This is a genomic window from Pantoea sp. ACRSC, from assembly GCF_022346785.1.
In the GTDB taxonomy this organism is placed as follows: domain Bacteria; phylum Pseudomonadota; class Gammaproteobacteria; order Enterobacterales; family Enterobacteriaceae; genus Pantoea; species Pantoea alvi.
Genome location: NZ_JAKRNN010000004.1, coordinates 79,190 through 92,175, shown reverse-complemented (window position 1 = coordinate 92,175; position 12,986 = coordinate 79,190). Strand labels below are relative to the sequence as shown.

Annotated in this window: 11 protein-coding genes and 1 tRNA gene; 8 read left to right on the top strand and 4 right to left on the bottom strand. The window is 57.2% G+C overall.

The window, feature by feature from the left end; translation table 11 throughout:
* Positions 1–69 precede the first annotated feature (69 nt).
* A tRNA-Asn gene (locus tag MHZ97_RS06575) sits at positions 70–145 on the bottom strand.
* Between the two features lie 507 nt (positions 146–652).
* Here MHZ97_RS06575 and MHZ97_RS06570 point away from each other — a divergent pair.
* The 4 genes from MHZ97_RS06570 (at position 653) to nac (ending at position 5,458) form a co-directional block, all read left to right on the top strand.
* On the top strand, positions 653–1,576 hold the full coding sequence (locus tag MHZ97_RS06570; protein ID WP_103796847.1) for a sugar ABC transporter substrate-binding protein: 924 nt from the start codon (positions 653–655) through the stop codon (positions 1,574–1,576).
* Positions 1,577–1,608: 32 nt separating this feature from the next.
* Positions 1,609–3,093: a sugar ABC transporter ATP-binding protein gene (locus MHZ97_RS06565; protein ID WP_103796848.1), complete on the top strand. Its 1,485-nt coding sequence runs from the start codon at positions 1,609–1,611 to the stop codon at positions 3,091–3,093.
* A gap of 23 nt (positions 3,094–3,116) precedes the next feature.
* The gene (locus tag MHZ97_RS06560) at positions 3,117–4,139 is read left to right on the top strand and encodes an ABC transporter permease (protein WP_199187352.1); all 1,023 of its coding nucleotides are present in this window, start codon (positions 3,117–3,119) and stop codon (positions 4,137–4,139) included.
* Positions 4,140–4,540: 401 nt separating this feature from the next.
* Positions 4,541–5,458, top strand: coding sequence for a nitrogen assimilation transcriptional regulator NAC (nac, locus tag MHZ97_RS06555; RefSeq protein ID WP_103796850.1), 918 nt, complete (start codon positions 4,541–4,543; stop codon positions 5,456–5,458).
* Between the two features lie 96 nt (positions 5,459–5,554).
* Here nac and MHZ97_RS06550 read toward each other — a convergent pair whose 3' ends face one another.
* Together MHZ97_RS06550 and MHZ97_RS06545 are read right to left on the bottom strand one after the other, a co-directional pair.
* Positions 5,555–6,034 carry a type VI secretion system tube protein TssD gene (locus MHZ97_RS06550; RefSeq protein ID WP_239314055.1) on the bottom strand — a complete coding sequence of 160 codons (480 nt, stop codon included), beginning with the start codon at positions 6,032–6,034 and terminating at the stop codon, positions 5,555–5,557.
* A gap of 198 nt (positions 6,035–6,232) precedes the next feature.
* Positions 6,233–6,946, bottom strand: a complete 714-nt coding sequence (locus tag MHZ97_RS06545) for a hypothetical protein (RefSeq protein WP_239314056.1) — start codon at positions 6,944–6,946, stop codon at positions 6,233–6,235.
* A gap of 249 nt (positions 6,947–7,195) precedes the next feature.
* Between MHZ97_RS06545 and cbl the strand changes: the two genes are divergently transcribed.
* Positions 7,196–8,155, top strand: a complete 960-nt coding sequence (cbl, locus tag MHZ97_RS06540; RefSeq protein WP_103796853.1) for an HTH-type transcriptional regulator Cbl — start codon at positions 7,196–7,198, stop codon at positions 8,153–8,155.
* Here cbl and MHZ97_RS06535 read toward each other — a convergent pair.
* A complete protein-coding gene (locus tag MHZ97_RS06535; protein ID WP_239314058.1) occupies positions 8,152–8,817 on the bottom strand; it encodes an O-methyltransferase in 666 nt (221 codons plus the stop codon). The genes cbl and MHZ97_RS06535 overlap by 4 nt on opposite strands.
* A 162-nt stretch (positions 8,818–8,979) precedes the next feature.
* Here MHZ97_RS06535 and MHZ97_RS06530 point away from each other — a divergent pair, with 162 nt between their 5' ends.
* The 3 genes from MHZ97_RS06530 (at position 8,980) to MHZ97_RS06520 (ending at position 12,981) form a co-directional block, all read left to right on the top strand.
* On the top strand, positions 8,980–10,440 hold the full coding sequence (locus tag MHZ97_RS06530; protein WP_239314060.1) for an NAD-dependent succinate-semialdehyde dehydrogenase: 1,461 nt from the start codon (positions 8,980–8,982) through the stop codon (positions 10,438–10,440).
* Positions 10,441–10,814: 374 nt separating this feature from the next.
* Positions 10,815–12,284, top strand: coding sequence for an aldehyde dehydrogenase (locus tag MHZ97_RS06525; RefSeq protein WP_239314062.1), 1,470 nt, complete (start codon positions 10,815–10,817; stop codon positions 12,282–12,284).
* Between the two features lie 28 nt (positions 12,285–12,312).
* Positions 12,313–12,981, top strand: coding sequence for a haloacid dehalogenase type II (locus MHZ97_RS06520; RefSeq protein ID WP_103796856.1), 669 nt, complete (start codon positions 12,313–12,315; stop codon positions 12,979–12,981).
* Positions 12,982–12,986: the final 5 nt, after the last annotated feature.

Below are 12,986 nucleotides of genomic sequence, written 5' to 3'. Positions count from 1 at the left end.
GTAACGCATATCAGGCATGCCAGACGAACAAAAGCCCGCTCAGGTTTCCCTGAGCGGGCTTTTTGAATTTGGCTCCTCTGACTGGACTCGAACCAGTGACATACGGATTAACAGTCCGCCGTTCTACCGACTGAACTACAGAGGAATCGTTGGAACGGGGCGAATATTAGCGACGCCGTTCTGGCTTGTCAAAGCACGATTTCACTTTTTCTAACTGAACGCTCGTTAAAGCAGCGGTTTGCCGCTTTTTCAGCAGATCCGGCGAGATTTCAAACTGCCGACAGGATCTCACTTTAAACGCATTTCCCCGCAGATGTTAGATGCGTGTCAAAGTTTTGTTATTTGCCGATGTTAAAACAACTGTTTCAGTGCTTTTATGATAAAAATTTCAAAAAAGAAATTAATGGAACAAATAAACTGCTTATTATCACCCGCGTAATCAGTCCGTAAAACTGGAACGAGATTTTAAAAATATCTGCTGTAGAAACAAGTGATTGTAAAAAGGAGGGGTTGGTCACAAAAAAGCGCGAAGGCCCAGCACTCACCTCTGTAATCAGACCTGGAACCGCCAGCAACGTTGAGTGAATGTAAAAGATATTTTTCATTCGCGGTCTCAGCGGCGTCGGCAAGTTAACGACAATAAGGGTTACTCATGAACATCAAAAAAACACTCGCTGTCACACTGTTAGCCTGCATGTTGCCCGCCGCCGCAATGGCGAAAGATCTCTCCGTCGGCGTCTCGATGGCGCTGTTTGATGACAACTTCCTCACCATCCTGCGCACCGCGATGCAAAAAGAGATGCAGAAAGAAGGGGTCAAAGGGCAGATGGAAGATGCCAAAGGCGACGTGTCGCAGCAGCTGCAGCAGGTTCAGAACTTTATCGGGCAGGGCGTTGACGCCATTATCGTTAACCCGGTAGATACCAACGCCGTTAAACCCATCATGGATCAGGCCACCAAAGCGGGCATTCCACTCATCTTCGTCAACCGCCGTCCTCAGGCGGAGCTGACCGACAAAATGGCCTATGTAGGATCGGACTCGGAGCTGGCGGGTCGGCTGCAAATGGAAGCGCTGGCAAAAGCGATGAACGGCAAAGGTAACGTTGCCATTCTGATGGGCGATCTCGCGAACGAATCGACGCGCGACCGCACCAAAGGGGTTGAGGCCGTCGTGGCCAAATATCCCGGCATCAAAGTGGTACAGAAGCAGACCGCGAAATTTACGCGTAACGACGCGGTCGATGTGGTGAGCAACTGGCTGACCGCCGGCGACGATATCCAGGCCATCGCCTCTAATAACGATGAAATGGCGATCGGCGCGCTGCAGGCGCTGGGCAAAAACCCCAACCATATCCTTATCGCCGGCGTGGACGGCACCCCGGACGCCTTGCAGATGCTGAAAAACGGCAAGATGGTCGCCACGGTATTCCAGGACGCTCGTGGCCAGGGCGAAGGGGCGGTTCAGGCGGCCGTTAAGCTGACGAAGGGCGAAAAAGTGCAGAAAATCATCGATATCCCTTATCAGCTGATCACCAAAGACAATATGCAGCAGTTCGTTAACCGTAACCAGAAATAACCGATCCCGACTCAGCCGTACGGAGGTGATGTATGACCGCTTTTGCGCTTGAAGCCGAAGGCATCAGCAAGTTCTTTCCCGGTGTGAAGGCACTCGATAACGTGTCGCTGCGCGTGCGTCCGGGATCGGTTCATGCCTTGATGGGCGAAAATGGCGCGGGCAAATCCACTTTAATGAAGTGCCTGATCGGGATGTACCGTCCCGATCGGGGCACCATCCGCATTAAAGGGGAGCCGGTGCAGTTTCAGGACACCATGGACGCCTTGCGTTCCGGCATTTCCATGATCCACCAGGAGCTGAATCTGGTGCCCTACATGACTGTCGCTGAGAACATCTGGCTGGGACGCGAGCCGATAAAGTACGGCTTTGTCGATCACGGCAAGCTCAACCAGCAGACGCAGGTGCTGCTTGACCAGCTTAATATCCGCCTCAAGGCAGACCGGCTGGTAGGCGAGTTAAGCATCGCCGCGCAGCAGATGGTGGAGATCGCCAAAGCGGTCTCCTGGAACGCCGATATCGTGATTATGGATGAGCCGACTTCCGCGCTGACCGAAAGCGAAGTGGCGCATCTTTTCACCATCATTCGTGACCTGCGCGCGCAGGGCAAAGCCATCATCTATATCAGTCATAAAATGGACGAGATTTTCGCCATTACCGATGAGATCAGTATCTTCCGTGACGGCAGCTGGGTCGGCAGCAACCACACCGCGCAGTTTACCCGTCAGTCGCTGATCACCCAGATGGTCGGGCGCGAACTGACCCAGCTCTTTCCCAAGTTTAATAACGCCATTGGCGAAGAGGTGCTGACGGTGCGCGGCCTCACCAGCAAAGATCGTTTTCATGACGTCAGCTTCAGCGTGCGGCGCGGCGAAATCCTTGGCGTTGCCGGCCTGGTCGGCGCGGGACGCAGCGAAGTGATGGAGAGCCTATTTGGCATGGAGAGCGTCGACAGCGGCGAGGTGCTGATCGACGGCGTGCCGGTCGCTATCGATTCGCCTTCGACGGCGATTGAGAAGGGCATGGCGTTTTTAACCGAGGATCGCAAAAAGTCGGGGCTGTTTCTCGTGCTGTCGGTGATGGAGAACATGAGCATCGTCAATATGCCCGAGTACAGCGGCAAGAGCGGCTTCGTCAGCCACGTCAAAATGGCGCAGGACTGCATGGAGCAGATCCGGCGGCTGAATATCAAAACGCCGACCATGGATCAGATCATCAACAACCTGAGCGGCGGCAACCAGCAGAAGGTGCTGATTGCCCGCTGGCTGCTGGCGCAGCCCAAAATCCTTATCCTCGACGAGCCGACGCGCGGTATCGACGTCGGTGCGAAAGCGGAAATCTACCGTTTGATCTCTGAGCTGGCCAACCGCGGCGTGGCCATCATTATGGTGTCGTCGGAACTGCCGGAAATTCTCGGCATGAGCGACCGCGTGATGGTGATGCATCAGGGACGCATTACCGGCATCCTCGATAAAGAAGAGGCCGACCAGGAAACCATTTTGTCGCTGGCATCCGAGTGAGGCGCGAGACACCTATGAGCAATATCAAAGCAACAGCTACTCCAGCAGCTGAACATTCGTCGTTCTTCGGCAATCTGCGGCATAAGCTGCCTAAAGATACCGGGATCTTTATCGTGATGGTTGGCATTGCGCTGATCTTCGAAATAGCCGGCTGGTATGTGCGCGATCAGTCGTTTCTGATGAACACCAACCGGCTGATCCTGATCCTGCTGCAGGTGGCGATTATCGGCGTGATCGCGGTCGGGGTGACGCAGGTGATCATCACCACCGGCATCGACCTCTCATCAGGGTCGGTGATCGCGCTGACCGCCGTGGTGGCGGCCAGCCTGGCGCAAACCTCCGACAGCCTGTCGCCGATGTTTCCGGCGCTGGTGGATATGCCCGCCGTGGTGCCCATTGGCGCGGGGATCGGCGTCGGCCTGCTCTGTGGCCTGGTCAACGGCGTGCTGATTACCCGCACCGGCATTCCGCCTTTTATCGCCACGCTGGGCATGATGGTGTCGGCCCGCGGTCTGGCGCAGTACTACACGCAGGGCAATCCGATTAGCTTTCTCTCCGACGGCTTTACCGCTATCGGCCAGGGCGCGATGCCGGTCATTATCTTCCTGGTGGTGGCGCTGGTGTTTCATATCGCTCTGAAGCACACCCGCTACGGCAAATACGTTTACGCCATCGGCGGCAATATGACGTCGGCCAAAGTCTCCGGCATCAACGTTAATAAATATCTGGTGATTGTCTATACCATCGCCGGCGCGCTCTCCGGCCTGGCGGGCGTGGTGCTGGCGGCGCGCGTCAGCAGCGGCCAGTCGAGCATGGGGATGTCCTATGAGCTGGACGCCATCGCCGCGGCGGTTATCGGCGGCAGCAGCCTGATGGGCGGCGTCGGGCGCATTACCGGCACCCTGATTGGTGCAGTGATTCTGGGCCTGATCAAAAGCGGCTTTACCTTTGTCGGCGTCGACGCCTACGTCCAGGACATTATCAAGGGGATTATTATTGTGGCCGCGGTCGCTATTGATATGCATCGCAACCGTAAAAAACGCTGATCTTTCCATTGCCTGGCCTGCCCGCGCCCGAACAGCCGGGCAGGCCTGTTTCTCGCGCTGAATAAGTTTTCCTGCTGGATACCCCGCTTTTTCCTGCTTCCCGACGCGTTATCGCCCCTGTTCCGCGTCAGGTCATCACTTTTATGCACGTCTGGCTCGCACGGGCTGCACCAGCAGAGTGCAGTCGCGGTCACGCGCTGCGCTGACGCGCCATTCCCGCTTCTTATTAACTCTTAATGGGTAATCAGAAAGGCTTATTTTTCGGGTTGTTAGGATTTTTCTGCAGCGCAGAGCGCGGGCCTTCAGGAAAAGTGGCCTGCTAATTGCAATTTGTTTATTACCAGGCCAGCAGGCCACAAGAACAGATGTTATTGGCATTCGGGGAATGTGACGGAGGCAAGATGAACTTAAGACGACTGAAGTACTTTGTGAAAATCGTCGATATTGGCAGTTTGACGCAGGCGGCTGAAGTGCTGCACATCGCGCAACCTGCGCTCAGTCAACAGGTCGCCACGCTGGAGAACGAGCTGGATCAGCAGCTGCTGATTCGCACCAAGCGCGGCGTGACGCCGACCGAAGCCGGTAAGATACTCTATGCGCATGCGCGTACGATTTTGCGGCAGTGCGAACAGGCGCAGACGGCGGTGGTTAACGCCGGACAGGCGCTGAGCGGTCAGGTTTCCATCGGGATGGCGCCGGGTACGGCGGCCTCATCGCTGACCATGCCGCTGCTGCAAACGGTGCGCGAGCAGCACCCGGAGATTCTGGTTTATCTGCATGAAAACAGCGGCAGTTCGCTGAATGAAAAGGTGATGAGCGGCCAGCTGGATATGGCGGTGCTTTACGATCGCGCGCCGACGGCGGGCATCACCAGCCTGCCGCTGATGAAAGAGGAGCTTTATCTGGTCGGCGCCACCGACTGTCCCGGCGGATCGGTAGATTTAGCCGAGGTGGCGCAGATGAGCCTGTTCCTGCCGCGCGACTACAGCGCCGTGCGCAAGCGGGTCGACGAAGCCTTTTCGCTGCGTCGTCTGAGCGCGCGCATTATCGGCGAGATTGAATCGCTGTCGATGCTGACCGCCGCCGTTGCCAGCGGTATGGGCGTCACGGTGCTACCGGAGTCCGCTGCGCGCGCGCTGGTGGGATCGACCCAGGCCTGGATGGCGCGCATCAACAGTCCGGCGCTGAATCTGCCGCTGTCCCTGAACGTGTCGGCGCGTCTGCCGCTCTCGCCGTCCGCGCAGGCGGTAAAGGATATTTTGCTGTCGCTGCTGAATAAGCCGATGGCGGAAGAGCGGGCGCTGCTGCTGGTGAGCTAAGTCGGGTTAGCGGTCCTGCGGGGCCGCTTTTGGCTGCTGCGCCGTCGGGCAGGTTAACGGATAGTGAGTGACCCGGTTATAGCGCAGCCAACCGCCTTAATAAGCTGCTCGCTCATTCCATGCGTCGGTGAAGACAATATTTCCGTCGCAATGCTTCCAGGTAATTTTCTCATAGCGTAAGAGAACCGTTTCGAGATGCGTGCCGGTCTGCGCGCCGGGATAGAGATCGGGCGTTATGGAGGTCAGCTTTACGCCCTGAAGAATAATATTAAAATATTCCTGCTCTCTACCCGCCTCGTTAATCTGATACATTTTAATCGTCGCGGAGTGGAGCGTTTTACCCGTGCTTAACGCGCGAAAGAGCAGGGGGGTAACGCGATCGAATTCCTTCTGAAACATAATCGGCATATGAACGCGCGTTCCCGTTAATCTTCCGGTGTTGCCATTGACAGGAATGTTGACGTTGTGGGTAAAGGATTTTAGCTCAATCGCCCCTTCACGGCCTGACACAAGCGACGGCCCAACTATTGGCGATCCATTTTCATCGGTTAACCACAGGTAAGCTGGATTAGACATAAAATTCCCTTTTTAAGTGATTATTTATCGTATTTATCAAACCGGCCAAAAAAAACGGGATGGATGACAATAAGTATAATGACCGATATTACCGTAAGTATGAGCCAGTAATCTGGGAGGAAATAGATAAAAAGAGAGGCCCATGCAAAAATCCATACGGGAAAGAGGATTTCTGTAAATAATATCGATAACAAGCTCTTAAACATGAAATGCTTCCTTTACATAGCTGTAAAATCCATCGAAGTCATTCTGAAATTGTATTTGATATTTTTTGATTAATTCTGAAAGCACCGGCTCAATAAAGTAATACAACATTTCAACTTCTGCCTGATAGAGTATCCTGTAATATTCGGCATCAAGTGCCTTTAGCTGACGGGCCGCAAGGGCGCATTTTTGATCGGTACCGATAAGCTGGAACGTAATGACAATGGCGGGTATTCGGCGCGCCAGGCGCTCAACGACAGTTTGCGATACTAAATCAGACGCAGCCAGCGCTTTGGCAAGCGCCAGGGCTAATGCAAGACGCGTCGCTCTGCCTGTCGGGATATAGTTAGCAACTTCCGTTATTTTTGACGTTACGTTCCGGATGCGACCTGATTTGTTGCCAGCGTTGCTGTCGTTAATAAGCATTTCAAAATAGAGCCGAAACATGTGAGCAATCACGTTACGATGGCGGAAAACAGAAAGAATCGAAAGGTGCATTCTTTTTTCTTCTGAAATCAATTCGCGACAAACCTCATGATAGTCAGGAACAAGGCATGACGAATACCAACTCACCCTTTCAACCCCTGCATAAATATCTGACCCAATACCCTTCATCGCCTTCCATGTAGAGGTCACGCCCTGTTGCGCATAAAGCGCCAGCAGCCTCTCGCTCTGCAACTTCATCTTTAAAACATCGGAAGCCTGCATAGAATATCCCTGCTTTTAGTAATGTTATAAGGGTATTCGCTGACGCGTGCTGCCTTCAAGGCGTTCTGGCCGTGGGGCTTTCATTTTGTGAACCCGCTAGCGCTAAACAACAATACCGCTGCCCCATAACGCGCGTACCTGTCGCTATATATTCCCTGTGCGCATAAGGACAAAGTTTTTATTATTTGTTGATATCAATAAACCTTCTTACCATCGAAGTTAACAATTTCGTAAAGGGAGGTAAATATCGTGAATTTCCAGCAACTTAAAATCATCCGTGAGGCTGCGCGCTGCGAGTTCAATCTGACGGAAGTGGCAAACACGCTATTTACCTCGCAGTCAGGCGTGAGCCGCCATATCCGCGATCTGGAAGATGAGCTGGGCGTTGAGATTTTTATCCGCCGCGGCAAGCGCCTGCTGGGCATGACGGAACCGGGTAAAGCGCTGCTGACCATTGCCGAACGCATCCTCGACGAGGCGGGAAAAGTACGCCGCCTGGCGGATGTCTTTACCAACGAAACCAGCGGCATTCTCACTATCGCCACCACCCACACTCAGGCGCGCTACAGCCTGCCGCGGGTCATCAAAGCGTTTCGTCAGCTCTATCCTAACGTGCGTCTGGAGCTTAACCAGGGATCGCCGCAGGAGATCGTTGCCATGCTGCTGGCAGGCGAAGCGGACGTTGGTATCGCCAGCGAACTGCTGGTGAACAATCCCAGCCTGGCGGCCTTTCCCTGGTTCAGCTGGCACCATGCGCTGCTGGTACCCAGCGATCACGAACTGGTGCAGCAGCAGCCGGTTTCGCTCGGCACGCTGAGCCGCTATCCGCTGATAACCTATCGCCAGGGCATTACTGGGCGCTCGCGCGTCGATCGTGCCTTTCAGGCCGCTGGCCTCAAGCCGGATATCGTGCTGAGCGCGCAGGATTCAGACGTGGTGAAAACCTATGTCGAACTGGGCCTCGGCGTCGGCATCCTTGCCGATCAGGCGTGCGACATTCAGCCGGAAGAGTCGCTGGTGCGCATCGACGCGCGCCATCTGTTTGACGCCAATACCGTCTGGCTTGGCCTGAAGCGCGGCCAGCTGCAGCGCAACTATGTGTGGCAGTTCATGGAGCTGTGCAACGCCAACCTGTCGCTGGAGGAGATCAAACGTCAGGCGCTCTCTTATCAAAGCGTAGAAGAGCCGGCGATCGACTTTCAGATCTAATCCGGCAGCGACTCGACGATGGCCAGCTGCAGGCCATCCCAGCCTTTGCTGCCGACGGTTTGCAGCGCGGTAGCCGTCAGGTGCGGACTCTCGCCGACGTCGCGCAGGTACTGCCGTAGCCCCTGTACGTTTTCATCTGCGGACTGTGAATCGACGATCCGTCCGCTGCGCACCACGTTATCGCCAATAATCACGCTGCCGACGCGCGCCAGCTGCAGCGCCCAGCGCAGGTAGTGTGGATTATTGCGCTTGTCCGCATCGATAAAGATCATATCGAACGGCCCCTGCAGCTGCGGCAGGCTCTCCAGCGCCGGCCCCACCAGAAGCTCAACTTTATCGGTTACGCCCGCCTCGGCGAAATTCTCGCGCGCCACCTGCGCATGCTGCGGCGAAAACTCCAGCGTCACGATTTTGCCGTTCTTCGGCAGGGCGCGCGCCAGCCACAGCGTGCTGTAGCCGCCCAGAGTGCCGATCTCCAGAATGCGTGAGGCGTTCATCATGCGCGCCAGCAGGTAGAGCAGCTTGCCCTGGTTGGCCGCTACGTCGATCGGCGGCAGACCGGCGGCGGCGTTACGTGCCAGCACCGACGCCAGCGTCGCATCGGGTTTGACCAGCGTCTGGGTAAAGTAATCATCCACCGCTCGCCACATATGATCGCTCATGGTTATCTCCTTGTTTAAAAACTGAGCATAGCAGCCGTGCGGCATAAAATTTTCTTTCCGCGCGCAAAACTCGCTGTTTAAGGTTTCTGCCCGGTAAGAAAAACATCCTGCGCTGAGACGACGCGATAGAGTGGAATCAAACCGAGCAAAAAGGGGAGTGAGATGTCGCGTCTTCAACTAAAAGATTCCAGTCTGCTGCGCCAGCAGGCGCTGTTTGACGGCCGCTGGCAGGATGCACGCAACGGCGAAACCCTGCCGGTGGTCGATCCCGCCACGCGTGAAACGCTGGCGACCATTCCGGCGCTGGGCCGTGCAGAGACGGAAGCGGCCATCGCCTGCGCCGACGCGGTGCGCATCGCCTGGGGCAAAACCCCCAACGCCAGCCGCGCCGCGCTGCTGGAGAAGTGGCACCAGCTGATCCTCGATAACGCCGAGGATCTGGCGACCATTATGACCGCCGAGCAGGGCAAGCCGCTGGCGGAGGCGAAAGGCGAGGTGCTGTACGGCGCCAGCTTTGTGAAATGGTTCGCCGAGGAGGCGCGCCGCATCTACGGCGATACCATCCCGGCGCCGAGTGAGGATCGCCGTATCCTGGTGCTGAAACAGCCGGTCGGCGTGGCGGCGGCCATCACGCCGTGGAACTTCCCCATCGCCATGATCACCCGTAAAGTCGCTCCCGCGCTGGCGGCAGGCTGCCCGATTATCGTGAAGCCGTCGGAGCTGACGCCGCTGTCGGCGCTGGCGCTGGCGGTGCTGGCGGAGCGCGCCGGCTTCCCGGCTGGCGTACTGCAGGTGGTGACCGGCCTGCCAGCAGAGATCGGCGCGGCGCTCACCGGCAGCCCCCTGGTACGCAAGATCTCGTTTACCGGCTCGACGCGCATTGGTCAGTTGCTGATGCAGCAGAGCGCAGACAGCGTAAAGCGGCTGAGCCTGGAGCTGGGCGGCAATGCCCCTTTTATTGTTTTCGACGATGCCGATATCGATATCGCAGTGGCGGGCGTGATGGTCAGCAAATTCCGTAACGCCGGACAGACCTGCGTCTGCGCCAACCGTATTCTGGTGCAGCGCGGCATCTATCCGCGCTTCGCGGCGAAGCTGCTTGAAGCGGTTGCCACGCTGAAGGTGGGCGACGGCTTTACGGTCGGCAGCACGATCGGTCCGCTGATCAACGACCGGGCGGTAGAGAAAGTTAACGGCCATATTGAGGATGCGCTGCGCCAGGGCGCGGAGCTGCTGACCGGCGGCGCCAGCCACGGCAACGGCACCTGGGTGCAGCCAACGGTGCTTGGCAAGGTCACGACGCAGATGCGTATCGCCCATGAAGAGACCTTTGGGCCGGTCGCGCCGCTGTTTATCTTTGATAAGGAAGAAGAGGCGATTGCGATGGCCAACGATACGCCCTTTGGCCTGGGAGCCTATTTTTTCACCGAAAATATTCGTCGCGCCTGGCGCGTGGCGGAATCGCTGGAATTTGGCATGGTCGGCTTTAATACCGGCGCAATCTCATTAGAAGTGGCGCCGTTCGGCGGCGTAAAATTATCAGGAATAGGCCGGGAAGGGTCGCGCTACGGCATCGAAGAATATCTGGAACAGAAAGCGTTTCATATTGGCAGCCTGAATTAATTCTTCTCTGTTTATCATTCTCTATTGCAAGCGTTTGTCGCATCTGCGGCAAACGCTTTTTTTATTTTGTGCGCCGCGTCGGCTTTTTCTCGCCGTTTGCCATTTTAGTGCAAGTTTCATGCGCGATGCACCACGGCAATGCATGAATTTTGTGAGCCAAATCATCTGTTTATTGGTTCGGCAATTACGCAAAATTTCCGCTTTCAATACGGCAGAAAATTTTTTTGCGCTGTTTTAAACGCATTTTTATTTTTTAGGTGACTGGCATACTTTCTGCATTACCAGTTTGCATGAGCTTATTCTCGCTGAATATAAGCGCTGCCAGTGCGCTAATTCCCTGACGGTTGACGGGTGCAACAAATAAGGATTTATCCATGTTAAGTTTCGACCCTGAAAAAGTTCCGCTTCCTGTCGGCCACTATATTGACGGCCATCACATTCAGACCCAGGGGGCGGCGTTTGCGGTGAAACGTCCCTCGGACGGCAGAGTCTACGCCACGCTGCATGAGGCTGACGCCGCCGACGTTGACCGTGCGGTGCAGGCGGCGCACCAGGCGCTAAAAACCAGCGGCTGGTCAGGCTGCGCACCGCGCGAGCGGGGCCGGGTGCTGCGCCGCTGGGCCGATCTGATCGAGCAGGACAGCCTGCTGGCGCAGCTGGAGGCGCTGGGATCCACGCGCCCCGTCAGCGATGTGGTGCAGCATGAAATTCCTTTTACCGCTGAGGCGATCCGCTTCTACGCCGAGTGCGCCGACAAGTACAGCGGCGATCTCTTTCCGACGCGCGACAGCAGCCTTGGCATGCTGATCGCCGAGCCGTATGGCGTCGTGGGCGCCATTACGCCGTGGAATTTTCCGCTGTCGATGGCCTCGTGGAAATGCGGGCCGGCGCTGGCGGCAGGCAACGCGGTGGTGCTGAAACCCTCTGAACTGACGCCGTTCTCGACGGTGCGCATGGCGGAACTGGCGGTGCAGGCCGGCCTGCCGGCCGGGGTGCTCAATATTGTGCAGGGCAGTGGGGCGGTAACCGGCCATGCGCTGGTGACGCATTCGCTGGTGCGCAAGGTCTCCTTTACCGGCTCGACCCTGACCGGCGCGCGCATTATGAGCGACGTGGCGCAGCACGGCATGAAGCCGGTGACGCTGGAGCTGGGCGGCAAAAGCCCGCAGCTGGTGTTTGACGACGCGGGCGAAATCGAGGTGCTGGCGCAGCGCATCCTGCGCGGCTTTACCGCTAACGGCGGTCAGGCGTGCGTCGCGGGCACTCGCCTGATTGTGCAGCGCGCCATCGCCGCGCCGCTGCTCGATCGCCTCGCAACCCTGTGCAGCAGCGTGCGCCCCGGCGTCACCTGGCGCGACGACAGCCGCTACGCGCCGCTGATCGACGAACGCCAGGGGAATAAAGTCGCCTCGGTGATCACCGCCGCGAAAGCGCAGGGCGCGGAGGTGCTGGTCGGCGGTGAGCGTTTCGCCGACACCGACGAGGGCTGGTTCTGGCAGCCGACGCTGCTGTGCGGCGTCGCTCAGGACAACCCGGCGGTGCAGCAGGAGATCTTCGGTCCGGTGCTGACGGTGCAGACCTTCGACGATGAGGAAGAGGGGCTGCAGCTGGCAGCGCACGAGATTTACGGCCTGTGCGCGGGGGTGCATACCCTGAGCCTGCCGCGCGCCATGCGCGCCATACGCGCCATCGAGGCGGGCACGGTCTGGGTAAACCGCTATGGCCGCTCTGGCGATTTCATCATTCCCACCGGCGGCTTTCTCGGCTCCGGCATCGGCAAAGATCTGGGGCGGCAGGCATTTCAGGCCTGCCAGCGACAGAAAAGCGTACTGATCGATTTTTAACTTTTTATGATAGAGATGAGGTCGCGTCATGGCTCTGTTTAAACCGAAATACATCACCTTTGACTGTTACGGCACGCTGATTAACTTCGATATGGCGGGCGCGGCGGCGCGCTGCTTTGATGACCGCGTGGCGGCCGATAAGATGGCGGCCTTCACCACCGATTTCTCCCGCTACCGCCTGGATGAAGTGCTGGGCGCCTGGAAGCCTTACTACGACGTGGTGAGCAACGCGATACAGCGCACCTGCAAAAAGTGGGGCGTAGCGTGGGACAAGGCGGACAGCGACTTTATCTACACCGACTGCGCCACCTGGGGGCCGCACCCCGACGTGCCGGCCGGGCTGGCGAAGCTGGCGACCGAGTTCCCGCTGGTGCTGCTCAGCAACTCGATGAAAGATCTGCTGCCGCACCATATTCCGCGGCTGGGCGCGCCGATACACCTGGCGATTACCGCCGAAGAGGTGGGCGCCTACAAACCGCAGATGAAAGGCTTCGAGTATATGCTGCAGAAGCTCAACTGCCGGCCTGACGAGATCCTGCACGTCTCCTCCAGCTTCCGCTACGACCTGATGACGGCGCACGATCTCGGCATCACCCATAAAGCCTGGGTTAATCGCGGCCATGAGCCGGCAAACCCCTACTACGGCTATAGCGAAATCCCTGACATCGGCGGCCTGCCTGCCCTGGTCGGACTCTGAGGATC

Coding starts and splice junctions, on each gene's coding strand:
- MHZ97_RS06570 (WP_103796847.1), top strand. CDS start 653: ATGAACATCAAAAAAACACTCGCTGTCACACTGTTAGCCTGCATGTTG.
- MHZ97_RS06565 (WP_103796848.1), top strand. CDS start 1,609: ATGACCGCTTTTGCGCTTGAAGCCGAAGGCATCAGCAAGTTCTTTCCC.
- nac (WP_103796850.1), top strand. CDS start 4,541: ATGAACTTAAGACGACTGAAGTACTTTGTGAAAATCGTCGATATTGGC.
- MHZ97_RS06550 (WP_239314055.1), bottom strand. CDS start 6,034: ATGTCTAATCCAGCTTACCTGTGGTTAACCGATGAAAATGGATCGCCA.
- MHZ97_RS06545 (WP_239314056.1), bottom strand. CDS start 6,946: ATGCAGGCTTCCGATGTTTTAAAGATGAAGTTGCAGAGCGAGAGGCTG.
- MHZ97_RS06535 (WP_239314058.1), bottom strand. CDS start 8,817: ATGAGCGATCATATGTGGCGAGCGGTGGATGATTACTTTACCCAGACG.
- MHZ97_RS06530 (WP_239314060.1), top strand. CDS start 8,980: ATGTCGCGTCTTCAACTAAAAGATTCCAGTCTGCTGCGCCAGCAGGCG.
- MHZ97_RS06525 (WP_239314062.1), top strand. CDS start 10,815: ATGTTAAGTTTCGACCCTGAAAAAGTTCCGCTTCCTGTCGGCCACTAT.
- MHZ97_RS06520 (WP_103796856.1), top strand. CDS start 12,313: ATGGCTCTGTTTAAACCGAAATACATCACCTTTGACTGTTACGGCACG.